Annotated in this window: 21 protein-coding genes; 10 read left to right on the top strand and 11 right to left on the bottom strand. The window is 57.3% G+C overall.

Annotation, left to right across the window (positions count from 1 at the left end):
* The first annotated feature begins 24 nt into the window (after window positions 1-24).
* Together fes and AC6I8K_RS02440 are read left to right on the top strand one after the other, a co-directional pair.
* Window positions 25-1254 carry an enterochelin esterase gene (fes, locus tag AC6I8K_RS02445; protein WP_497826173.1) on the top strand — a complete coding sequence of 410 codons (1230 nt, stop codon included), beginning with the start codon at window positions 25-27 and terminating at the stop codon, window positions 1252-1254.
* Window positions 1239-5150 (top strand): enterobactin synthase subunit F, encoded by a 3912-nt coding sequence (locus tag AC6I8K_RS02440; RefSeq protein WP_497826172.1) that lies wholly within the window; start codon window positions 1239-1241, stop codon window positions 5148-5150. The genes fes and AC6I8K_RS02440 overlap by 16 nt, the downstream gene beginning before the upstream one ends.
* 70 nt (window positions 5151-5220) lie before the next feature.
* On the opposite strand, the gene AC6I8K_RS02435 is transcribed toward AC6I8K_RS02440, so the two are convergent.
* Genes AC6I8K_RS02435 through fepD form a run of 3 tightly spaced genes read right to left on the bottom strand, consistent with a single transcriptional unit; the run spans window position 5221 to window position 7984 of the window.
* On the bottom strand, window positions 5221-6018 hold the full coding sequence (locus AC6I8K_RS02435) for an ATP-binding cassette domain-containing protein (protein WP_064737736.1): 798 nt from the start codon (window positions 6016-6018) through the stop codon (window positions 5221-5223).
* On the bottom strand, window positions 6015-6998 hold the full coding sequence (fepG, locus tag AC6I8K_RS02430) for an iron-enterobactin ABC transporter permease (RefSeq protein WP_497826171.1): 984 nt from the start codon (window positions 6996-6998) through the stop codon (window positions 6015-6017). The genes AC6I8K_RS02435 and fepG overlap by 4 nt, the downstream gene beginning before the upstream one ends.
* A complete protein-coding gene (fepD, locus tag AC6I8K_RS02425) occupies window positions 6995-7984 on the bottom strand; it encodes a Fe(3+)-siderophore ABC transporter permease (RefSeq protein ID WP_483816708.1) in 990 nt (329 codons plus the stop codon). The genes fepG and fepD overlap by 4 nt, the downstream gene beginning before the upstream one ends.
* A gap of 141 nt (window positions 7985-8125) precedes the next feature.
* On the opposite strand from fepD, the gene entS reads away from it, so the two are divergent.
* Window positions 8126-9376, top strand: a complete 1251-nt coding sequence (gene entS, locus AC6I8K_RS02420; protein ID WP_483816707.1) for an enterobactin transporter EntS — start codon at window positions 8126-8128, stop codon at window positions 9374-9376.
* Here entS and fepB read toward each other — a convergent pair.
* A complete protein-coding gene (gene fepB, locus AC6I8K_RS02415) occupies window positions 9371-10336 on the bottom strand; it encodes a Fe2+-enterobactin ABC transporter substrate-binding protein (protein ID WP_497826170.1) in 966 nt (321 codons plus the stop codon). The genes entS and fepB overlap by 6 nt on opposite strands.
* Before the next feature lie 176 nt (window positions 10337-10512).
* Here fepB and AC6I8K_RS02410 point away from each other — a divergent pair, with 176 nt between their 5' ends.
* From AC6I8K_RS02410 to AC6I8K_RS02390, 5 genes are read left to right on the top strand one after another with little or no spacing between them, the layout of a single operon-like run.
* The gene (locus AC6I8K_RS02410) at window positions 10513-11694 is read left to right on the top strand and encodes an isochorismate synthase (protein WP_064737741.1); all 1182 of its coding nucleotides are present in this window, start codon (window positions 10513-10515) and stop codon (window positions 11692-11694) included.
* A gap of 10 nt (window positions 11695-11704) precedes the next feature.
* Window positions 11705-13321, top strand: coding sequence for a (2,3-dihydroxybenzoyl)adenylate synthase (locus tag AC6I8K_RS02405; RefSeq protein ID WP_064737742.1), 1617 nt, complete (start codon window positions 11705-11707; stop codon window positions 13319-13321).
* Window positions 13322-13339: 18 nt separating this feature from the next.
* Window positions 13340-14194 carry an isochorismatase family protein gene (locus AC6I8K_RS02400; protein WP_064737743.1) on the top strand — a complete coding sequence of 285 codons (855 nt, stop codon included), beginning with the start codon at window positions 13340-13342 and terminating at the stop codon, window positions 14192-14194.
* Window positions 14191-14946: a 2,3-dihydro-2,3-dihydroxybenzoate dehydrogenase gene (gene dhbA, locus AC6I8K_RS02395; protein ID WP_497826169.1), complete on the top strand. Its 756-nt coding sequence runs from the start codon at window positions 14191-14193 to the stop codon at window positions 14944-14946. The genes AC6I8K_RS02400 and dhbA overlap by 4 nt, the downstream gene beginning before the upstream one ends.
* 3 nt (window positions 14947-14949) lie before the next feature.
* Window positions 14950-15366: a hotdog fold thioesterase gene (locus tag AC6I8K_RS02390; protein WP_483816705.1), complete on the top strand. Its 417-nt coding sequence runs from the start codon at window positions 14950-14952 to the stop codon at window positions 15364-15366.
* Window positions 15367-15408: 42 nt separating this feature from the next.
* Here AC6I8K_RS02390 and cgtA read toward each other — a convergent pair whose 3' ends face one another.
* From cgtA to rplU, 3 genes are all read right to left on the bottom strand, one after another.
* Window positions 15409-16584 (bottom strand): Obg family GTPase CgtA, encoded by a 1176-nt coding sequence (gene cgtA / locus AC6I8K_RS02385; RefSeq protein ID WP_064737745.1) that lies wholly within the window; start codon window positions 16582-16584, stop codon window positions 15409-15411.
* 249 nt (window positions 16585-16833) lie between these two features.
* The gene (rpmA, locus tag AC6I8K_RS02380) at window positions 16834-17091 is read right to left on the bottom strand and encodes a 50S ribosomal protein L27 (RefSeq protein ID WP_007886647.1); all 258 of its coding nucleotides are present in this window, start codon (window positions 17089-17091) and stop codon (window positions 16834-16836) included.
* Window positions 17092-17106: 15 nt separating this feature from the next.
* On the bottom strand, window positions 17107-17418 hold the full coding sequence (gene rplU / locus AC6I8K_RS02375; RefSeq protein ID WP_007886644.1) for a 50S ribosomal protein L21: 312 nt from the start codon (window positions 17416-17418) through the stop codon (window positions 17107-17109).
* 252 nt (window positions 17419-17670) lie between these two features.
* Between rplU and ispB the strand changes: the two genes are divergently transcribed.
* Both ispB and AC6I8K_RS02365 read left to right on the top strand, forming a co-directional pair.
* Entirely contained in the window at window positions 17671-18642 is a 972-nt protein-coding gene (gene ispB, locus AC6I8K_RS02370) for an octaprenyl diphosphate synthase (protein ID WP_064737746.1), read from the top strand.
* A 232-nt stretch (window positions 18643-18874) separates the two neighbouring features.
* The gene (locus AC6I8K_RS02365) at window positions 18875-19156 is read left to right on the top strand and encodes a helix-turn-helix domain-containing protein (RefSeq protein ID WP_483816704.1); all 282 of its coding nucleotides are present in this window, start codon (window positions 18875-18877) and stop codon (window positions 19154-19156) included.
* Between the two features lie 67 nt (window positions 19157-19223).
* Here the strand turns inward: AC6I8K_RS02365 and murA are convergent, their stop codons facing one another.
* The 4 genes from murA to mlaC all read right to left on the bottom strand — a co-directional run bounded on the left by murA (window position 19224) and on the right by mlaC (window position 21839).
* Complete coding sequence (gene murA / locus AC6I8K_RS02360; protein WP_064737748.1) at window positions 19224-20483, bottom strand: UDP-N-acetylglucosamine 1-carboxyvinyltransferase; 1260 nt, start codon at window positions 20481-20483, stop codon at window positions 19224-19226.
* Between the two features lie 46 nt (window positions 20484-20529).
* Complete coding sequence (gene ibaG, locus AC6I8K_RS02355; RefSeq protein WP_008104351.1) at window positions 20530-20787, bottom strand: BolA family iron metabolism protein IbaG; 258 nt, start codon at window positions 20785-20787, stop codon at window positions 20530-20532.
* Window positions 20788-20901: 114 nt separating this feature from the next.
* Window positions 20902-21207, bottom strand: a complete 306-nt coding sequence (gene mlaB / locus AC6I8K_RS02350) for a lipid asymmetry maintenance protein MlaB (protein WP_064737749.1) — start codon at window positions 21205-21207, stop codon at window positions 20902-20904.
* Entirely contained in the window at window positions 21207-21839 is a 633-nt protein-coding gene (gene mlaC, locus AC6I8K_RS02345; RefSeq protein ID WP_064737750.1) for a phospholipid-binding protein MlaC, read from the bottom strand. The genes mlaB and mlaC overlap by 1 nt, the downstream gene beginning before the upstream one ends.

Here is a 21839-nt window from a genome sequence, read left to right as displayed (position 1 = left end):
GCGTAAACACCGACTGGCAGCCCTATGACCTGGCGAAATGATGTAACCGGCAGTGAAGCCTGGTGGCAGGCGCAACAATCCCAAGGCATTCCCCGCATTGAGTTAGCAGATGATGGCCAATGTCAGGTCACCTTCTTCTGGCGTGACCCGCAAGGCGATGAAACACAATCGTCGACCCAGCGCGTGTGGATCAACATTACTGGCGTTACCGATCACCACCAGCGCCGCCCGCCGCAATCATTGATGCGCGTGGCGGGCACCAACGTCTGGTATTGGCAGACCGCGCTGCCCGCCAACTGGCGCGGCAGTTACTGTTTGATGCCCGATGAGCAGGCCACTGACTTCTCCGGTGAAGCCGACATGTCCTCACTGCGCACGTGGTGGCGCGACAAATTCCCTACCGCGCAGGCCGATCCACTGAACACCTTACGTGGCTGGTCCGGTGGCCGCGGCATGGGCGTATCGCCGCTACATCTGCCCCACGCGCCCAATCAACAGGTGTGGCAAGCGATAGATCAAGGCACCGCGCCAGCCATTGAACTGCAACAGCAGCAATGGAATAGCGCAATATTGGGCAACAGCCGCACCGTGTGGACTTACACCACCGGCGAGGCTAATCCTGCACAGCGACCGCTGGCCATCCTACTTGATGGGCAATTCTGGGCGCACAGCATGCCGATTGCCGGGCCGCTACAGCAGCTCACCGAAGCTGGCACCTTACCACCGGCGGTGTATCTGTTTATCGACATCATCGACCGCGAGCACCGCAGCCGCGAGCTGCCGTGCAACCCGCAGTTTTGGCAAGCTATCCAGCAAGAACTGTTACCGCAGATTGCGCTCTCAACGCCTTATCGCCAGCAGGCGGATCGCACCATCGTCGCCGGACAAAGCTTTGGCGGTTTGGCTTCGGTGTATGCGGCGCTGCACTGGCCGGAAACCTTTGGCAATGCGCTCAGCTTATCCGGCTCCTTCTGGTGGCCGGAACGCGGCAATCCGCACGGCTGGCTACTGCAGGCGCTGGATAACGGTCTTGCGCCGCGCCAACCGCTGCGTTTCTGGCTCGAAGCGGGTAAACGCGAAGGCTTGATTCTGCAAGCTAATCAACAACTGCAACAGCAGCTTAACGCCGCCGGTTATCAGGTGAATTACCTGCCGGTGGAAGGCGGCCATGACGCGCTCTGTTGGCGCGGCGGCCTGCTGAGTGGTCTACAAGCGCTGTGGAGCAAAACGGAGCATTCATGTCCGAATCCCTGAAGAATAAGCCTATGACCGACCAACAAACCTTGCCGTTAGTCGCGGCACAGCCCGGCATCTGGATTGCCGATCAGCTGTCACCGCACCACAACGCCTATGCGGTGGCGCATTTTGTCGAACTGCGCGGTGATATTGACAGCGCCCTTTTGGCTCAGTCGATCGTCGCGGGCATGCAGGAAGCCGACACGCTGAACATGGCCTTTGGCGAGATAGAAGGCGAAGCGTTGCAATGGCCGCAGCCACAATCCTTTAGCCTGCCGCAGATTGTCGATTTACGGAATGAGGCCGATGCGCCAGCGACCGCGCGCGCGCTGATGCGCGATGATATGAACGGCGATCTGCGCGTGCTGAGCGGTGCAAAGCTATGGCATCACCGCCTATTCCGCCTCGGCGATCAACACTGGTTCTGGTATCAGCGCTATCACCATTTGGTGGTGGATGGTTTCAGCTTTACCGCACTGACGCGCCGCATCGCTAACCTGTACAGCGCAGCGGTACGCCAGCAAGCGGCAGAGCCGACGCCGTTTATCCCGTTTAGCGACGTCGTGGAAGAGTATCAGCGCTACCGCGAATCCTCCTCTTTCGCGCGTGACAGTCAGTTCTGGCGCGAAAAAGGCGCGGCGCTGCCCTCACCGGCTTCGCTCTCACCGCTGCCGCTCGCCGGACAGCACGCCAGCACCGATCTGCTGCGCCACAGCGTGACGCTGGAGCGCAGCACCTTCCAGACGCTGGTGCAGCAGCATCCGCACGCCAGCGCCGCCGATCTCGCCTTCGCGCTGGTGGCGCTTTGGCTGGCGCGTCTTAGCGGGCAAAACGACTTTGCCGCCGGTTTTATCTTTATGCGTCGCATCGGCTCAGCCGCCTTGTGCGCCACCGGTCCGGTGATCAACGTGTTGCCGATGGCGGTACATTACGATCCGACGCAGCCGCTTAGCGCCCTTGCCGCACAGCTGGCAGGCGAAGTGAAAAAAATGCGCCGTCATCAGCGCTATGACGCCGAACAGGTACAGCGCGATCTGGGCCGCCTTGGTGATGCCGATCCGCTTTACGGCCCAGTGATCAACCTGAAGATGTTTGATTACCAGCTTGATTTCGCCGGGGTAGAAGGCATCACGCATCAACTGGCATCCGGGCCGGTGCGCGATCTCGAAATCGCCATTTATATCAGCGAGCACGGTGAATTGACGCTGGAGCTGCTGGCCAATGCCGAACGCTACAGCAAACAAACTTTGCAGCGTCACGCCAGCCGCTTTGCCCTGTTACTGAATCAGCTGGCCGAACAGCCGCAACGTCCGTGTGGTGAACTCGATCTGCTTACTGTCGATGAGCACGCGCAGATTGCCGCGATCAACCACACCGCCTATCCGCTGCCGGCAGAAACGCTCGCTTCCCTGTTAGCGCAGCAGGCGACACGCACGCCCGATGCACCGGCGCTGGCTGATGCGCAGCATCAGTTGAGCTATCGGGAGATGCAGCAACAGGTGTTTGCGCTGGCAGCCGATCTCAGCGCCGCCGGCGTGCAGCGCGGCGATATCGTTGCGGTGGCGCTGCCGCGCAGCGTACAGCTGTCACTGGCGCTGCAGGCGATTGTTTCGCTCGGCGCGGCGTATCTGCCGCTTGATACCGGTTATCCAGACGAGCGATTGCAGCTGATGCTGGAGGATGCCGCGCCGACAACGCTGATCACCTGCGCAGCGCTCAGCGCACGCTTTAGCGCCATCGCGCCGGTTAATCAGCTGCATTTTGATGCGCTTTATCGCAACCTCGATGCGCCGCCACCGGCCAGCGCGCCGACGCCGCAGGATGCGGCCTACATTATTTACACCTCGGGTTCGACCGGTCGCCCCAAAGGCGTGCTGGTGGGGCATGAAGCCATCGTCAATCGCCTGTTATGGATGCAGGATCGCTACCCGCTGCAAGCCGATGACGTGGTGTTGCAGAAAACCCCGAGCAGCTTCGACGTTTCAGTGTGGGAATTCTTCTGGCCGCTGCTGGTTGGCGCGCAGTTGGTAATGGCACCGCCAGAGGCCCACCGCGATCCCGAGGCGCTGCAGCAGCTGTTTGCCCGCTACAAAGTCACCACCACGCATTTCGTACCCTCGATGCTGGCGGCCTTTGTCGCGGCCCTTAATGATCAACCGGCGATTGCCTGCTGCGCCAGCCTGCGTAACGTGTTCTGCAGCGGTGAAGCGCTGCCGACCGATTTGTCGCGCGAGTGGGAAAAACTGACGCAAGTGCCACTGCACAATCTGTATGGCCCAACTGAGGCCGCGGTGGATGTCAGCTGGTATTCGGCGTTTGGTGCGGCATTGGCCGCCGTCGAAGGTGCCAGCGTGCCGATTGGCTTCCCGGTGTGGAATACCGGCCTGCGCATCCTCGATGCCCGCATGCAACCGGTGCCGCCGGGCGTGGCGGGCGATCTCTACTTAACCGGCGTACAGCTGGCGCAGGGTTATCTGGGGCGTCCTGACCTGACGGCTAGCCGCTTTATCGCCGATCCTTTCAGTTCCGGCGAGCGCATGTATCTTACCGGCGACGTGGCGCGCTGGCTGGATAACGGTGCAGTGGAATATCTCGGCCGCAGCGACGATCAGTTGAAGATTCGCGGTCAGCGCATCGAACTGAATGAAATCGATCATGTACTCAGCGCGCAGCCGGGTATTGAACAAGCGGTCACACACGCGGTAGTGCTTGGCGCTGCAGCGGCGCAAGGTGATGCGCGTCAGCTGGTCGGTTATGTGATTGCTGAGCAGCCGGTTAATGGTGAAGCATTACGTCAGGCGCTGGCGCAGCGCTTGCCGGCGCATATGGTGCCGGTGGCGATTGTGCAACTCGACGCCTTCCCACTCAGCAGCAATGGCAAGCTGGATCGCAAAGCGTTACCGCTACCCGAATCCGCTGGCGTGAGCACAGGCCGCGCGCCGCATGCTGGACTGGAAACTACCCTGGCAAACGCCTTCTGTAAGCTGCTGGCGCGTGAGGCAATCAGCGCGCAGGATGATTTTTTTGCCCTCGGCGGTCATTCGCTGCTGGCGATGCGCCTGGCAGCGCAACTGCGTCGTGAGCTGCAACAGCCGGTCTCGGTGGGGCAGATTATGGTGGCCTCGACGGTAGAGAAGCTGGCCACGCTGCTCAGTAATGCACAATCACATCAGCAGGCTGGCTTCGAAGCGGTGCTGCCGCTGCGTCAGAGCAACGGCCCGACACTGTTCTGCTTCCATCCCGCTTCCGGTTTTGCCTGGCAGTTCAGCATCCTGCAACGTTATCTCGATAAGTCGTGGTCGTTGATGGGCATTCAGTCGCCCGATCCCAACAGCCCGCTGAATCAAAGCGCGCATCTGGATGAAGTCTGCGATGCCCATCTGCAAACCCTGCGCGAGGTGCAACCGCACGGACCTTATTATTTCCTTGGCTATTCGCTGGGCGGCACGCTGGCACAAGGTATTGCGGCGCGGCTGGAAGCGGCGGGTGAAAAAGTGGCGTTCCTCGGCTTACTGGATACCTGGCCACCAGAAACGCAGAACTGGGATGAGAAACGCGGCGAGAACATGCTGGATCCCGCGGTGTTGGAAGAAGTGAACCGTGAGCGCGAGCAGTTTATCGCCGCGCAGCGCCATCAAGCCGGCGAAGAGATGCGCGCGATGTTCGACACCATTGAGGCCAACTACGCCAGTTCGGTGCGTCTGCTGGCAACGGCACGCAGCGCCCGTTTCAACGGTCGTGCCACGCTGTTCCTCGCTGAACAGACGCAGCAGCCAGGCCAGGACGCACGTCGCGCCTGGGCGCCGTATGTGGGCGAACTGCAGGTGTGGCCGATGGATTGCGCCCACGTCGAGATCATTTCACCACAGATGTTTGAGCAGATTGGACCGCTGCTCAGGGATATATTGCAATAAGCGCAATAAATTGCGCCGCTACGGAATAATGAACATATTCGTAGCGGCGCGATTTATCGCGCAATCTTGATTATCCTCCGCGCCCCAACGGCACGATCATCGGCGTATGTGCCACCGGATCTTCCACAATCACGCAGCGCAAGCCATACACCTGCTCGATCAACGCGGGCGTCACGATCTCCGACGGCTTCCCTTCGGCGACAATCTTCCCGTAACGCATCGCGATCAAATGCGTGGCATAGCGACAGGCGTGATTGAGATCGTGCAGCACCACCACCAGCGTGCGCCCATGCTGTTGATTCAGCTCCTGCATCAGCTCCAGCAGCTCAATCTGATGGGTGATGTCCAGCCAGGTGGTGGGTTCATCCAGCAGCAGCAGCGGCGTTTCCTGCGCCAGCACCATGGCAATCCACACGCGCTGACGCTGCCCGCCCGATAAGGTATCCACCGATTGTTGCGCCAAATCGGCCACGCCGGTGGCTCGCATCGCGCTCTGTACCGCCGCTTCATCTTCCGCACGCCAGCGCCCAAATAGCGCCTGATGTGGATAACGTCCGCGCGCCACCAACTCGGTGACGCTAATGCCCGCCGGCGCGTTGGAACTTTGCGGCAGCAGACCCAGACGCCGCGCCACCTCTTTAGTGGGATAGCTGGCAATCGCCGCACCATCCAGCAATACCTCACCTTTCAGCGGCGTATGCAGGCGACTCAGCGTGCGCAGCAGCGTCGATTTTCCGCAGGCGTTAGGACCGATAATCACCGTCAGCTCACCTTGCGGAATCGCCACCGACAGATTTTCTGCCACCACCTTTTTGTCGTAGCCCAGCGTCAGGCCATCGCCGCGCAGACGTGAAGGGATATCAGTCATTGGCGTCGCGCCTCCCGCACCAGTAAAACAATCAGATAAAGTCCACCGAGGCTGACGGTAATCACGCCAACCGGTAATTGATAAGGCAGGAACAGATGCTGTGCGGCGAAGTCTGCGGCAATCAGTAACAGCGCGCCACACAGCGCCGCCAGCGGCAAAGCGCCTTTGACGCCGCCGCCCAGACGGCGGGCAATCTGCGGTGCCAGCAGCGCAACAAACGAAATCGGCCCGACCAGCGCCGTTGACGCTGCCGTGAGCACCACGCCAATCAGCATCAACCACATGCGGCTACGCTCTACCGGCACGCCGAGCGCGCAGGCGGTATCTTCGCCCATCTCCAGCAAGCGCATCCGCCGCGCCAGCAACGCCATCAGCAATAACGCCACCAGCAATACCGCAATGACCGGCGGGGTTTTCGCCCAGGTGATGCCGTTGAGCGATCCGGCGCTCCACAAGCCGGCACTCAGCGCCGACTCCAGCGAGGCGCTGATAATCAGCCATGAATTCAACGCCATCAGCAGCGCACGCACGCTGATGCCGACGATAATCAGACGGAAGGTTTCCACGCCGTTGCGCCAGGCAAACAGATAAACCAACGCCGCCGTGGCGATACCGCCCATCAACGCTGCGCCGGTCATCGCCGTGACGCTTTGATTGAACAGCACCAGCGCGACTAATACGCCGCTGTACGCGCCGGTGTTAAAGCCAAGAATGTCGGGGCTACCCAGCGGGTTACGCAGCAGCGACTGAAAAATCGCGCCACTGATGCCTAACGCCGCACCAATCAGCAGCGCCATCAGTACGCGTGGCAAGCGCCACTCCAGCACGATCAGTTTGACGTTGCTGGCGCCCTGCCCGAGCAGAATTTGCCAGATTTGTTCACCGCTGATCGGCAATGCACCGCGCGTCATCGCTAAATATGCCAGCAAGCCACAAGCGAACAGCAGCCACAAGGTATGTAACCAGGCTCGACGCGTCATAGCGCACCTCGGCCTAATTTACGGCGCACCAGCACAATCAGCATTGGCGCACCAAGCATCGCGGTGACGATGGAAACGCGTAGTTCACCCGCCACCAGCAGGCGTCCAAGAATATCGGCGGCGAGGAGCAGAATCGGAGTGATCAGCGCAGTTGCGGGCAGCATCCAGCGGTGATCGTTGCCCACCAGCCAGCGGGCAAAGTGCGGCGTCATCAAACCGACAAAGGCAATCGGCCCCACTGCCGCCGTGGCTGCCCCGCACAGCAGCGCAATCGCCAGCAGACCCAGCAATTGGGTGCGCGCCACCCGCGTACCGAGCGCGGTCGCCATGTCACCGCCCATACTCAAACTGTTCAGCGCCTGCGACAGCGCGATAGCGACTACACTGCCGATCAGCACCGCCGGGAACAGCGTGCGCAGCGTGGCGAAATTGCGAATATCCAGCGAGCCGCTGTGCCAGAAGCGCAGATGATCGTAGATGTCGGGATTGAGCAGCGACAAACCAGAGGTTAACCCATCCAGCACCGCGCCCAGCGCCACGCCCGCTAAGGTGAGACGCACCGGATTGACGCGCCCACCGCCAATCGCGCCGGTCATCGCCACCAGCAATGAAGACAACAATGCACCGCCAAAGGCGAAACCCAGCCAATCCACCGGAGAGTCAGCGCCGAACAGCGCAATACCCATCACCACCGCGAAACCTGCGCCGGCGTTGACGCCAAGAATGCCGGGATCGGCCAGCGGATTACGCGTCAGGCTCTGCATCAACGCACCGGCCAGCCCCAGCGCCACGCCCGCCAGCAAACCGGCCAAGGTGCGCGGCAGGCGCGCGTCGCGCACAATCACGCACTCCGCGCTATTGCAGCTGGAGGTAAGCGAATGAAATACATCGGGAAGCGGTATTGATTTTGCCCCCAGCATTAAGCTGAGCGCGATGAGGAGCAAGAGCAGAATCCCTGAGCCTGCTAATGCACGAATCTGGCGCATAGCGTTCTAAACCTTCACTGTTCAACGTCGTCGCATGCGCGATGTAACTTGATAATGGTTATCGTTATTACTCGCGTTTAGCTATGTTACCATGACTCGCCTCGCGGACGATGAGGAAAATTGGTGCAATAAGGCGAACACATGAACAAATCTTCCCACTTTATCGATCTCTCGCTGCTGAAAACCCATCCGGCTTTTCGCGCGGTGTTTATCGCGCGTTTTATCTCGATTGTCGCGCTCGGCATGCTTGCCGTGGCGGTGCCGGTGCAGATTCAGCACCTGACCCATTCACCGCTGCTGGTGGGATTGGCGGTGACGCTGGCTGCTGCTGGCATGTTTATCGGCCTGCTGACCGGCGGCGTATTAGCGGATCGCCATGAGCGTAAGAAGCTGATCCTGTTTGCCCGATCCACCTGCGGCTTAGGCTTTATCGCACTGGCGATCAACGCCGCGCTGCCGGAACCTTCATTAATCGCCGTTTATCTGCTCGGCTTCTGGGATGGCTTCTTCGGCGCGATTGGCGTCACCGCGCTGCTGGCAGCGACGCCGGCCCTGGTGGGTCGGGAAAACATTATGCAGGCAGGCGCTATCACCATGTTAACGGTGCGCTTTGGTTCGATTTTATCACCGGCGATTGCCGGTCTGGTGATTGCCCACGGCGGCGTGATGTGGAATTACGCACTTGCCGCATTCGGTACACTGCTCACCGTGCTAACGCTGCTGAAATTGCCCACCTTGCCGCCTCCACCGCAACCGCGTGAACATCCGCTGAAATCCCTCGCGGCTGGCGTGCAATTTCTCTTCGCCAGTCCAATTGTCGGCATGGTGGCGCTGATTGGGGCGCTGGTGACCTTAGCCAGCGCGGTGCGCGTGCTCTATCCCTCTCTCGCACCGCATTGGTCAGTGAGCGCTGACCAGCTTGGCTTAATGTACGCCGCGGTGCCGCTTGGGGCCGCGATCGGCGCGTTCACCAGCGGTAAACTGAAACACGCTGCGCGTCCTGGACAACTGGTGCTTGGTAGCGCTATTGCGGCGTTTATCGCGTTGGGTTTGTTTAGCCTGATGCCGAATCTGCCGCTGGCGTTAGCCTGTCTGGTGGCGTTTGGTTACTTCAGCGCCATCAACAGCCTGGTGCAATACGCGATGATTCAGGCATTAACGCCGGATCATTTGTTAGGCCGCATCAACGGCTTGTGGACCGCGCAGAACGTGACCGGTGATGCGATTGGTGCGGCGGTGATTGGCGCAATGGGTTCATGGCTGCTGCCACCGCAGGCCGCCGCAGTGTTTGGCTTTGCGGCGGCGCTGCTGGGCATTGTGATGTGGTGGGTGATGGGGCGTTTACGTCGTTACCATCCGCCAGCGCCAGCGCTGGCGGAACAGGCATCATGATTTAACGAACAGCTTTTCCAAACGCGCGAGCAAATTGCTGGCGCTGTAGTAATCGAGACGGAACGAATCGATACCCATTTCGTAAACCTGCTTGTTTTGCACCGCGGCGTTTTGCGCGAGGAACGGATTGCTCAGCACCGACGCCGTGGTTTTATCGTCAGCGGCAAACAGCAGGAAGGTTTTACCGGTCAGGCCGCTGGCGACATTTTCGCCCGACAGCTGAATGATGTCTTTACGCTGACCCATGCTGTGCCCCTGCTCAACCGTGGCGGGTGGCGCTGCCAGAGTGAAGCCCAACTGTTCCAGCAACTTGCCCTGTGCCGAGGCGGCGGTCCACAGATTGACGGCGCGTCCGCCGCCGTTCCACACCATGGCGGAGACCGGCTGCGGCGGCAGCGTGATGGCTTTTTTCAGCGCCGCCTCACGGTCGTCGAAAGCGTTAATGCGCTGCGCCGCCTGCGCGTCATGACCGGTCGCCTGACCTAACAGCGTGACGACATCCTGCCAGCTTTTGTCGTCGTAATTGATCACCAGCGTCGGGGCGATGGCGGAAAACTGGTCGGCGAGCTTGAGGGCGGAATCGTTGCCGGTGGCGCTGACAATAATCAGATCCGGTGCTTGCGCAGCAACCGCTTCGGCATTCGGCTCACCGATGTATAAACGTTGAAGATGCTGTTTTTTGGCAACATCGCTCCACTGGCGGAAGAATCCCTGATCGTCAGCCAGGCGACTGTTCGGCGCCGTCGCGCCGGAAGCGATCACCGGCGCATCAATGGCCAGCAGCGATCCGGTCAGCGTAACGCTGGTCGACACAATGCGCTGCGGCGCTTTGTTCAGCGTGATCGATCCGTTAGCGCCCTGCACGGTGCGCGGCCAGCCTTGCTCGGCATGCGCGACGTTGGTGAAAATCTGGAAAACACACATAAGGGCTGCAAGGCCCCAAAAACCGCATTTATTCATAAGTTTTGGTCCACTTTTTAGCATATTGCCCTGCTTAGCGTCAGCGCCTGATTACGTCTAAACGCGCGTGAAATCCCGCGAATGGATTGACACGTTTATCCAATCGACGTAGGTTACTGGCCCATAATAAAAATGATAATCATTCTTAATAATCTTATCATTTATAGGTGAAAATTATGGTGGAATCTTCCACGTTTGAAAATGCCTGGCTGAAGGATTATTCCGCGCTAAGCCGTGGTTTCCTCTTTACCTCGCCGTGGCGTAGTTTGGCAACGCAAGGATGCTATACCACTGTGACTGCACCGGTAGAGGATGCTGCGTCGCTTGATGGTGATTTTCAACTACAGCTGCGGCAGCACTTTGCGGCGGCGAAAAAACAGGGCATCGATAATCCGATTCTGGTCGGGGCGATCCCGTTTGACGTCAGCCAGCCTGCTGCGCTGTTTATTCCTGAATCCTATCAGACGTTTAATCGCGTCGACCTGCAAAACGCGCTGCCGGAAAACGTCAGCGATCTGCCACAGGTGCGTCGTCGCACCGCGGTGCCGGACCACGATGTGTTTACCACGATGGTGGCAGATGCGGTGGCGGCCACGCAGCGCGGCGATCTGGATAAAGTGGTGCTGTCGCGTCTGATGGATATCGTTACCGAACAGCCGGTTGATACCGCAGCACTGATGCAGCGCGTGATTGCGCAGAACCCCAACAGCTACCATTTCCATCTGCCGCTGCCGCAAGGCGGTGCGCTGATTGGCGCCAGTCCGGAACTGATGCTGCGCAAACAGGGGCGCGATTTTAGCTCTTGCCCGCTGGCGGGCTCGGCGCGGCGCAGTCATGACGATGCACAGCAGGATCGCGCCGCTGGCGAAACGCTAATGGATTCCCGCAAAGATCGTCATGAGCATAAGCTAGTGACCGACGCGATGCGCGACACGTTGCAGCCGCGCAGCCGTTTGCTGTCGGTGCCAACCATTCCTTCGCTGATTACCACTGCCACGCTGTGGCATCTGGCCACGCAAATCGATGGCGAAGCGCAGGATGAGCGCGAAAATGCGCTGTCGCTGGCCTGCTTGCTGCATCCCACCCCGGCGCTGAGCGGCTTCCCGCATCAACGCGCGCAGCAGCTCATCCAGCAGCTGGAACCTTTTGATCGTCAATTGTTCGGCGGCATCGTTGGCTGGTGCGATAGCGAGGGCAATGGCGAATGGGTGGTCACCATCCGCTGCGGCACCGTACAGGGCACCCGCGTGCGCCTGTTTGCCGGCGCGGGCATTGTTGCCGATTCACAACCCGAATCAGAGTGGCGCGAAACCGGCGTGAAGCTGGACACCATGTTGCGCGCCTTTGGACTGCAATAAAGGAAAGAGCATGAGCATTCCCTATACTCGCTGGCCGGACGATCTGGCTGCGCGCTACCGTGAAAAAGGCTACTGGCTGGATGTGCCGATGACCGACATTTTGGCGCGCCATCAGCACAACGATGCCATTGCGGTGATTGATGGCGATCGTCAAATTAGCTATCGCGAATTGGATGTACTGAGCAGCAACCTGGCCGCCGCGCTACAGCGTCGTGGCCTGCAAAACGGTGATACTGCGCTGGTGCAACTCGGCAACGTGGCCGATTTTTATGTCACGGTGTTTGCGCTGTTCAAGCTCGGCGTAGCATCAGTCTTCGCGCTGTTCAGTCATCAGCGCACCGAACTGAGCGCCTATGCCGCGCAGATCGAGCCGAAACTGCTGATTGCCGATCGCACCCACGCGCTGTTTGCTGACGACACCTTTATTAGCGCGCTGTGCGCCGCGCAGCCTTCACTACAACAGGTCATTCTGCGTAATGACAATCAGCCGGAAAACACGCTGGAAGCGCTGATGGCGGAAGCCGCAGCGGATTTCGTCGCGTCGCCAACCGCCGCCGATGAAGTGGCGTTTTTCCAGCTCTCCGGTGGTAGCACCGGCACACCGAAGCTGATTCCACGCACGCATAATGACTATTACTACAGCATTCGCGCCAGTGATGAGATCTGCGAGGTGACCGCCGAAACGCGTTATCTTATCGCCCTGCCCGCACCGCACAACTTTGCGATGAGCTCACCCGGATCGTTGGGCGTGTTCTACGCCGGTGGGCAGGTGATTCTGGCCGCCGATCCCAGCGCCACGTTGTGCTTCCCGCTGATTGAGAAGCATCAGGTCACCGATACCGGTTTAGTGCCGCCTGCGGTGAGCTTGTGGTTACAGGCGATTCAGGAATGGGGCAGCAATAAACAGCTGGCCTCGCTGCAGCGCATTCAGGTGGGCGGCGCCAAACTGGGCGAAACGCTGGCTGCACGTATTCAGACCGAAATCGGTTGCCAGTTGCAGCAGGTGTTCGGCATGGCCGAAGGGCTGGTGAATTACACCCGCTTTGGTGACGATGAGGAAACCATTCTCACTACGCAAGGCCGTCCGATTTCTGAAGACGACGAAGTGTGGGTTGCTGATGAGCACGGCAATGCGCTGCCAACCGGCACCGTTGGCCGCCTGATGACGCGTGGCCCCTACACCTTCCGTGGCTACTACAAGAGCCCGGAACACAACGCTGCCAGCTTCGATGCCAACGGATTTTACTGTTCGGGCGATCTGATTGAGATCAACGCGCAAGGCTACATCACCGTGCAAGGGCGCGAAAAGGATCAGATCAATCGTGGTGGCGAGAAGATCGCTGCGGAAGAGATCGAAAACCTGCTACAGCGTCATCCAGATGTGATCCACGCCGCGCTGGTGTCAATGAACGACGAGCTGATGGGCGAAAAGAGCTGCGCCTTTATTGTCGCCAGCCAACCGCTTAAAGCCGTGGCGCTGCGTCGCCATCTGCGTGAGCTGGGCGTGGCCGAGTTCAAATTACCTGACCGTATTACCTGCGTAGATGCCCTGCCGCTGACGCCTGTCGGCAAGGTGGATAAAAAACGTTTACGCCAACAGCTTGCCGATCAACAAGCGCAAGCCTGACCTGTTCCGGAGATTGCAATGGCTATTCCAAAACTGAATTCTTACGCGCTGCCTGCAGCGACTGAACTGCCAACCAACAAAGTGAAGTGGGCAGTGGAACCCCAGCGTGCCGCGCTGCTGATTCACGATATGCAGGCTTACTTCCTCAATTTCTGGGGTGAAGATAGCCCGCTGGTGAACCAGGTCGTCGAGAACATCGCGCGCCTGCGCGCCTACTGTAAAGCGCAGGGCATTCCGGTGTTCTATACCGCCCAACCGAATGAGCAGAGCGACGCCGATCGCGCGCTGCTTAACGACATGTGGGGACCGGGCCTGAATAAGCATCCGGATCAGCAGAAAATCGTTGATGCGCTGGCACCGGATCAGGACGATCAGGTGCTGACCAAATGGCGCTACAGCGCGTTCGTGCGTTCTCCGCTGGAATCGATCCTGCAGGAAATGGGGCGCGATCAGCTGATTATCACCGGCGTCTATGCACACATCGGCTGCCTCACCACCGCCACCGACGCCTTTATGCGTAATATCCAGCCATTTATGGTGGCGGATGCGCTGGCCGACTTCACGCGCGAAGAGCACATGATGGCGCTGACTTATACTGCCGGTCGCAGCGGTAAAGTGGTGATGACCGCCGATCTGATGCCGCTGCCGCTGAGCAAAGACGATCTGCGTGCGCTGATTCTGCCGCTGCTGGAAGATGACGATGTGCCGGAAGATGATGAGAACCTGATCGATTACGGTCTGGATTCAGTGCGTGTGATGGCGCTGGCGGCGCGCTGGCGTCAGGTGCACAGCGATATCGATTTCGTTAGTCTGGCAAAAAATCCGACCATCGATGGCTGGTGGGCGCTGCTGTCACGGGTGCCAGCCAAATGAATACCTTTGATTTCAATGGAAAAATCGTTTGGGTCACCGGCGCGGGCAAAGGCATTGGTTATCATACCGCGTTGAGCTTTCATCAGGCCGGCGCACAGGTGATCGGCTTCGATCTGCGTTTCGATCAGGCTGACTATCCGTTTACCACTCAGGTGCTGGATGTGGCCAATGCCGCCGAGGTGAAAGCCGTGTGCCAGCATTTGCTGGCGGATCAGCCACGTCTGGATGTGCTGGTGAACGGTGCCGGCATCCTGCGCATCGGCAGCACCGACGAACTCTCTTTCGAAGATTGGCAGGCTTGTCTGGCGGTGAATGCCGGTGGCGCGTTCAATATGTTCCAGCAAACTTTGCCGGTGTTTCGCCAGCAGCGTGCGGGCGCAATCGTCACCATCGCATCCAACGCCGCGCATGCGCCGCGTCTCGGTATGTCGGCCTATGGCGCTTCCAAGGCCGCGCTGCGCAGCTTGTGCCTGACCGTTGGTTTAGAGATGGCACCGTTCGGCGTGCGCTGCAATATCGTGTCACCGGGCTCCACCGATACCGATATGCAACGCAGCCTGTGGCATACGCCGGAAGCCGAGCAGGAGATGATTAATGGTTTCCCGGATCAGTACAAATTAGGGATCCCACTGCGTAAGATCGCCAAACCGCAGGAGATCGTCGCTAACGTGATGTTCCTCGCCTCGGATCTTGCCAGCCACGTGGTACTGCAGGATATTGTGGTCGACGGTGGCGCAACGCTGGGATCCTAAGTTATGGCAATCTGGAAACGAACGGTCGATCTTGAAACGCTGAATAAAATGGGTGAGAACTCGCTGGTGGCACACGTCGGTATTGTGTTTACTGTCATTGGCGAAGATTATCTGGAAGCCACCATGCCGGTGGATACGCGCACGCAGCAGCCGTTTGGCCTGCTGCACGGCGGCGCTTCTGTGGTACTGGCGGAGTCGATGGGATCGATTGCCGGTTATCTCAGCATCGAGGAAGGGAAAAGTGTGGTGGGGATTGAGGTCAGCGCTAGCCATCATCGTGCGGTAAGCAGCGGTGAAGTACGCGGAATTTGCCGTCCACTTCACCTGGGTGCGCGCAATCAGAGCTGGCAGATTGAGATCCGCAACGCCCGCGATCAGCTGTGCTGCACCTCGCGATTGACGGTGGCGGTGCTGGGTTAAGGCGTAAAAAAAGCGGCCATCTGGCCGCTTTCTCTTATGCGATTAACGCTGGTAAATGATTTCGACGCCTTCGTCGTCCTCTTCGTCCCAGTCGTCATCCCAATCATCATCTTCTTCAACTTCCTGCGCCGTTTCCATGGCTTCACGGTGATAGTCATCCCACATGAAGGCCACTTTTTCCGGCTGCTTCTCTTCCAGCTCAGCTTCTTTAGGATTGTCGATGATAAAGCTCATTACATCCCAGCACAGGTCAGTCACGCCATCGCGGCTTGCGGCAGAGATCAGGTAATACTTATCTTCCCAACCCAGCGCTTCTGCAATTGCCTTAGCGCGGCTTTCCGCCTCTTCACGGCTCAGCAGGTCAGTCTTGTTAAATACCAACCAGCGCGGCTTCTGGAACAGCTTATCGCTGTATTTTTCCAGCTCGCCAAGAATGATTCGGGCATTTTCGACCGGATCAGATTCGTCGATTGGCGCGATGTCGATGAGATGTAACAGAACGCGACAACGCTCAAGGTGCTTCAGGAAGCGAATACCCAAGCCCGCACCATCCGCTGCGCCTTCAATCAGGCCAGGAATATCAGCGACGACAAAGCTCTTCTCGTTATCCATTCGCACCACACCAAGGCTTGGCACCAGGGTAGTAAACGGATAATCCGCTACTTTTGGCTTAGCGGCTGATACAGAACGAATAAAGGTCGATTTACCGGCATTGGGCAGACCCAGCATTCCAACGTCTGCCAACAGCATCAGTTCCAGCTGCAGGTCACGCTTTTCGCCTGGCGTGCCCATGGTTTTCTGACGTGGGGAGCGGTTAACCGATGATTTGAAGCGGGTATTGCCAAGTCCATGCCAACCGCCCTTCGCCACCATCAGCTTCTGCTCATGACGCGTCATGTCGCCCAGCGTCTCGCCCGTGCCTTGGTCAATCACACGCGTACCGACGGGCACTTTAACGATAATGTCTTTACCACGTTTACCGGTGCAATCACGGCTTTGGCCATTCTGGCCACGTTCGGCACGGAAAGACTTTTCAAAGCGATAATCGATCAGGGTGTTGAGGTTTTCATCCGCCAACAGATACACATCGCCGCCGTCGCCGCCGTCGCCGCCATCCGGGCCGCCTCTTGGAATATATTTTTCACGGCGGAAGCTTACGCAACCGTTGCCGCCATCACCCGCGACCGCAAGGATCGTCGCTTCATCTACAAACTTCATTTTATTTCTCCGTCACGCTGTCGTTCACGGCAGCTTGCAGGCCGCGAACGGGTCCGCCAGGGTCTTCTGCGCTGACCGACGGCGGATAATACAAGATTGGCAAAGCCAAGAGTACATAAATTGTACAGCAACTGTGCTAAAGCGTAACTGTTATCCAGTAAGCTCAGTAGCAGAATGTAAAAAGCCCCGCAAAGCTGCGGGGCCTTTCATTCGTGTATTCAGACGTTAAACGCCTGCAGCACGACAACCTTACTCAGCAACGATGCTGATATATTTACGGTTGTTCGGGCCTTTAATCTCGAATTTTACTTTGCCGTCTGCGGTGGCAAACAGGGTGTGGTCACGACCACAACCTACGTTGCTACCTGCGTGGAATTTGGTGCCACGCTGACGAACGATGATGCTACCTGCCAGAACAGATTCACCACCGAAACGTTTTACACCCAGACGTTTTGCGTTGGAGTCGCGACCGTTACGGGTCGAGCCACCAGCCTTCTTATGTGCCATTTGTCAGATCTCCTCTTACGCGCCGATCACAGTGATTTTCACATCTGTGAACCACTGACGGTGACCAGCTTGCTTACGGTAGTGTTTACGACGACGAAACTTAACGATTTTAATTTTCTCGCCACGACCGTGAGCAACAACTTCTGCCTTGATCACACCGCCTGAAACCAGTGGCGCGCCGATTTTCACGTCTTCGCCATTTGCGATCATCAGAACCTGGTCAAACTCAATGGTTTCACCGGTTGCGATGTCCAGCTTTTCCAGGCGAACGGTCTGACCTTCGCTTACTCGGTGTTGTTTACCACCACTTTGGAAAACCGCGTACATATAAAACTCCGCTTCTGCGCGTGCCTTTCTATTCATCAGGCGGCGCGATAAATATTCACAATAGGGCGCGAATTCTACGCAATACTCCAGCAGAAGACAAGAGCACTTTGCACTCTCTTGCAGAAAAAAAGCGCAAGGCGAATGCAAACGTTTCGCAACCCGATTTTTCAAGTACAATCAGTAACAGATTACCTGAACTCACGCTGTGTAAAGCGCTTACCATGCAAAAAACGAGTAAAGCTGAAAAGACGAATGAACTTAGAACAGATTAATGAATTAACCGCGCAGGACATGGCGGCCGTCAACCAGACCATCCTCGAACAGCTGAATTCAGAAGTCTCACTGATTAACCAGTTGGGCTATTACATCATCAGCGGCGGGGGCAAACGCATCCGTCCGATGATCGCTGTGCTTTCGGCACGCGCATTGAATTATCAGGGTTCGTTGCACATCACCAATGCAGCGCTGATCGAATTTATCCATACGGCGACGCTGCTGCACGATGATGTGGTGGATGAATCCGATATGCGCCGTGGCAAAGCTACCGCTAATGCTGCGTTTGGTAATGCGGCTAGCGTGCTGGTGGGCGATTTTATCTATACACGCTCCTTCCAGATGATGACCAGTATGGGATCCTTAAAGATCCTTGCGCTAATGTCGGAAGCGGTCAACGTGATCGCGGAAGGCGAAGTGCTGCAGTTAATGAACTGCAACGATCCCGATATCACTGAAGAGAGCTACATGCGGGTGATTTACAGCAAAACCGCCCGCCTGTTCGAAGCCGCTTCGCAGGCGTCGGCAATATTAGCCGAGGCTACGCCAGCGCAGGAGAAAGCGCTGCAGGATTATGGTCGCTATCTCGGCACCGCTTTTCAGCTCATTGATGATTTGCTGGATTACAGTGCCGATGGCGAAACGCTGGGTAAAAATACCGGTGATGACCTGAGCGAAGGCAAACCCACGCTGCCATTGCTGCATGCGATGCACAACGGAACGCCTGAGCAGGCGCAGATGATTCGCCAGGCCATTGAAGAAGGCAACGGTCGTCATCTTCTGGAACCGGTGCTGGCGGCGATGCAACAAACTGGCTCGCTAGAGTGGACGCGTAAACGTGCTGAAGAGGAAGCTGATAAAGCGATCGCAGCATTGCAGGCATTGCCTGAAACCCCGTGGCGCAGCGCGCTCGAGGCTCTGGCGCACATGTCCGTGCAGCGCGACTTCTGATTTCAGCGGGGCCTCAATTGGCCCCGTTTCCTTTCTCAACCGCCCTCCTTCCTCTTACATTCCTTACATCGCTTTTGAGAAAAGCGACGCAGTTTCGTGCGCCGAGCAAACAATTACTGGAAATTTATAGGAAACATTTGCTATAAAAATGCGGATTTTTTCCAGAAATCTCTGCAACGGGAAAGATTTTGCAGTAGAGATGAAGTAACAACACGGACACGGAGAAGAAGTTATGTACACAAGGAAAGAGGACTGGCACCCGGCTGACATCATTGCTGCACTGCGCAAGAAAGGCACATCACTGGCAGCATTATCTCGTGACTCAGGGCTGAGTTCCTCGACGCTGGCCAATGCGCTGTCGCGGCCCTGGCCCAAGGGTGAATGGCTGATTGCTAATGCGATCAAAGTACACCCGGCAGAGATCTGGCCAAGCCGCTATTATGACCCCGTTACTGGCCTGCTGCGGGATCGGAAGAAGCGCATACGATCTCTGAAGGATCGTACACAGGTCTGATGGTGAACACGTGAAAAAAAACCAGCCGCGTTACCGTGACTGGTTTTTTTATCTGCGAAGGAAGAGATTACTCGCCGCTTACGCGCTCAATATTGGCACCCATCGCTTTCAACTTATCTTCAATGTGCTCATAACCGCGGTCGATGTGATAGATGCGATCAACCAAGGTAGTGCCTTCTGCAATACAACCCGCCAGCACCAGGCTCGCTGATGCTCGTAAATCGGTTGCCATCACCTGCGCACCCGACAACGTTTCAACACCGTGACAAATCGCCGTGTTGCTTTCGATTTCAGCATGCGCGCCCATACGAATCAGCTCGGGAATATGCATGAAGCGGTTTTCGAAGATAGTTTCGGTAATCACACCGGTTCCTTCTGCCACCAAGTTCAGCAGCGTGAACTGCGCCTGCATGTCAGTTGGGAAGCCCGGATGCGGCGCCGTGCGGATATTCACCGCTTTTGGACGCTTGCCATGCATATCCAGGCTGATCCAATCTTCACCCACTTCAATATCCGCACCGGCATCACGCAGTTTGGCCAATACCGCATCCAGCGTATCTGGTTGAGTTTTATGGCACAGTACTTTGCCGCGTGAAATCGCCGCTGCAACCAGGAAAGTACCGGTTTCGATACGATCTGGAAGTACGCGATAAACACCGCCGCCCAGACGTTCAACCCCTTCGATGGTGATTTTGTCTGTACCTGCGCCCGTGATTTTCGCGCCCAGCGTGTTGAGGAAGTTTGCTGTATCGACAATCTCCGGCTCACGCGCAGCGTTTTCAATGATGGTGATGCCGGTCGCCAGCGTGGCGGCGCTCATGATGGTAACGGTCGCGCCGACAGACACTTTGTCCATCACGATGTGCGCGCCTTTCAGGCGGCCATTCACAGAAGCTTTAACGTAGCCTTCTTCCAGCTTAATTTCCGCACCCAGTTGTTCCAGGCCAGTAATATGCAGATCAACCGGACGCGCACCGATGGCACAACCGCCCGGTAGCGAAACCTGGCCTTGGCCAAAACGCGCCACCAGCGGACCCAGCGCCCAGATCGAAGCACGCATGGTTTTCACCAGATCGTATGGCGCACTGAAGACATTAACTTCGCGAGCATCAACGTGGACCGAACCATTGCGCTCAACGCGCGCACCCAGCAGATTCAGCAGCTTCATGGTGGTATCGATATCACGCAGCTTCGGCACGTTCTGAATTTCTACCGGCTCTTCTGCCAGCAGTGCAGCAAACAGAATCGGCAACGCAGCATTCTTCGCCCCGGAAATGGTCACTTCACCACTTAAACGGGTGGGGCCTTGCACACGAAATTTGTCCATTAACACGGCTCTCAATTATCTATCAAAAAAACAACCGGTGAGGCGCTTAGAAACCGTTGAGTTTACGGTCGCGCGCCCACTCGGCTGGGGTATAAGTTTTGATGGAAACCGCATGAATACGGTTATCCGCAATATATTCCATCAGCGGCGCGTACACAGCCTGCTGCTTCTTCACACGACTCAGTTCGCCGAACATTTCGCCCACCGCGATGACCTGAAAATGGCTGCCATCGTTGCTGAGTACGTGTACTTCTTCTAATGCCAGCGCCTGCATCAGCACGGCCTGAACTTCACTATTTTCCATCGCTCGTTACTTCACTTAATAATAATAAGGCAGACATCTTAGAGGAAAGCGTCTGACTCTTAAATACGCAAAAGCCCCTGAAAAAATCAGGGGCTTAGCATCGACATCCGACAATCAGGCGATTTTTTCCGCAGAAACAATAATCTGCTGCAGGTTATACAGCGTTATCAGTGACTGGAGTTTATCGGAGATCCCGGAGAAAAGCGGTGCGCTGCCTTGGGCACGCGCGATTTCACGCAGATGCACCAGCAGCGCTAAACCTGCCGAATCCACCCTTTCCAGCCCCGCGACATCAATCGTGGTGATATCCGCCATCGCAGTGTCACGTTCCTGCCACAAGGTCAGCAAGGTATCACGATCTAATTTGCCGCTTAAAGCCAGCGTGCTGGCAGTGCGCTGCCAGCGTAACGGTTCACTCATTATTGCTTTTTATCCAGGGTGATCGGCTGTGCGGCGTATTTTTTCAGCTGAGCAGTCAGGCCATCAATGCCTTTGGTACGCAGCAGGTCGCCCCACTCATTCTGTTTCGTGGTAATCATGCTGATGCCTTCTGCCACCATGTCATACGCCTGCCAGTTGCCAGTTTGGCTGTTCTTACGCCACTGGAAATCGAGGCGCACGGGTGGACGACCATTCGGATCGATAATGGTGACACGGATCGCCACGATTTTGGCATCGCCAATCGGCTGCTCCGGCTGAATCTGGTAGGTTTGACCGTTGTAAAGCGCCAGCGCCTGGCCGTAAGCCTGCGCCAGATAATCACCAAACGCGGCAAAGTAGGCATCACGTTGTGCAGGCGTCGCGTCGCGATAATAGCGACCGAGCACCAAGGCACCGGCATATTTTACCTGTACGTAAGGCATCAGTTCCTGACGCACTACTTCTCGCAGATAGTTCGGATCCTGCTTGATTTTTGGCTGTTCGTTTTTCAGGCGCGTAAAGGTCTTATCCGCCGCTTCGTTCATCAGCTTATAAGGATTGCTCTGGTCTGCTGCAGTGGCAGCCAGCGGTACAATTGCCAACAGGGCAATCATCAGTAAACGCTTAAACAT

Source organism: Pantoea sp. X-Soil-ISGK-421 (genome assembly GCF_059730785.1).
Note: the sequence above shows the minus strand (reverse complement) of the source record. Positions and strands in the feature narration are given on the sequence as shown.

What these genes read in the sequence shown, in the direction of transcription:
- mlaB (WP_064737749.1), bottom strand. Translation starts at nt 21,207, where the DNA reads ATGAGTGAACCGTTACGCTGGCAGCGCACTGCCAGCACGCTGGCTTTA.
- entS (WP_483816707.1), top strand. Translation starts at nt 8,126, where the DNA reads ATGAACAAATCTTCCCACTTTATCGATCTCTCGCTGCTGAAAACCCAT.
- fepD (WP_483816708.1), bottom strand. Translation starts at nt 7,984, where the DNA reads ATGCGCCAGATTCGTGCATTAGCAGGCTCAGGGATTCTGCTCTTGCTC.
- AC6I8K_RS02410 (WP_064737741.1), top strand. Translation starts at nt 10,513, where the DNA reads ATGGTGGAATCTTCCACGTTTGAAAATGCCTGGCTGAAGGATTATTCC.
- fes (WP_497826173.1), top strand. Translation starts at nt 25, where the DNA reads ATGACCTGGCGAAATGATGTAACCGGCAGTGAAGCCTGGTGGCAGGCG.
- fepG (WP_497826171.1), bottom strand. Translation starts at nt 6,998, where the DNA reads ATGACGCGTCGAGCCTGGTTACATACCTTGTGGCTGCTGTTCGCTTGT.
- AC6I8K_RS02400 (WP_064737743.1), top strand. Translation starts at nt 13,340, where the DNA reads ATGGCTATTCCAAAACTGAATTCTTACGCGCTGCCTGCAGCGACTGAA.
- rplU (WP_007886644.1), bottom strand. Translation starts at nt 17,418, where the DNA reads ATGTACGCGGTTTTCCAAAGTGGTGGTAAACAACACCGAGTAAGCGAA.
- murA (WP_064737748.1), bottom strand. Translation starts at nt 20,483, where the DNA reads ATGGACAAATTTCGTGTGCAAGGCCCCACCCGTTTAAGTGGTGAAGTG.
- mlaC (WP_064737750.1), bottom strand. Translation starts at nt 21,839, where the DNA reads ATGTTTAAGCGTTTACTGATGATTGCCCTGTTGGCAATTGTACCGCTG.
- dhbA (WP_497826169.1), top strand. Translation starts at nt 14,191, where the DNA reads ATGAATACCTTTGATTTCAATGGAAAAATCGTTTGGGTCACCGGCGCG.
- ispB (WP_064737746.1), top strand. Translation starts at nt 17,671, where the DNA reads ATGAACTTAGAACAGATTAATGAATTAACCGCGCAGGACATGGCGGCC.
- ibaG (WP_008104351.1), bottom strand. Translation starts at nt 20,787, where the DNA reads ATGGAAAATAGTGAAGTTCAGGCCGTGCTGATGCAGGCGCTGGCATTA.
- fepB (WP_497826170.1), bottom strand. Translation starts at nt 10,336, where the DNA reads ATGAATAAATGCGGTTTTTGGGGCCTTGCAGCCCTTATGTGTGTTTTC.
- rpmA (WP_007886647.1), bottom strand. Translation starts at nt 17,091, where the DNA reads ATGGCACATAAGAAGGCTGGTGGCTCGACCCGTAACGGTCGCGACTCC.
- AC6I8K_RS02435 (WP_064737736.1), bottom strand. Translation starts at nt 6,018, where the DNA reads ATGACTGATATCCCTTCACGTCTGCGCGGCGATGGCCTGACGCTGGGC.
- AC6I8K_RS02365 (WP_483816704.1), top strand. Translation starts at nt 18,875, where the DNA reads ATGTACACAAGGAAAGAGGACTGGCACCCGGCTGACATCATTGCTGCA.
- cgtA (WP_064737745.1), bottom strand. Translation starts at nt 16,584, where the DNA reads ATGAAGTTTGTAGATGAAGCGACGATCCTTGCGGTCGCGGGTGATGGC.
- AC6I8K_RS02440 (WP_497826172.1), top strand. Translation starts at nt 1,239, where the DNA reads ATGTCCGAATCCCTGAAGAATAAGCCTATGACCGACCAACAAACCTTG.
- AC6I8K_RS02390 (WP_483816705.1), top strand. Translation starts at nt 14,950, where the DNA reads ATGGCAATCTGGAAACGAACGGTCGATCTTGAAACGCTGAATAAAATG.
- AC6I8K_RS02405 (WP_064737742.1), top strand. Translation starts at nt 11,705, where the DNA reads ATGAGCATTCCCTATACTCGCTGGCCGGACGATCTGGCTGCGCGCTAC.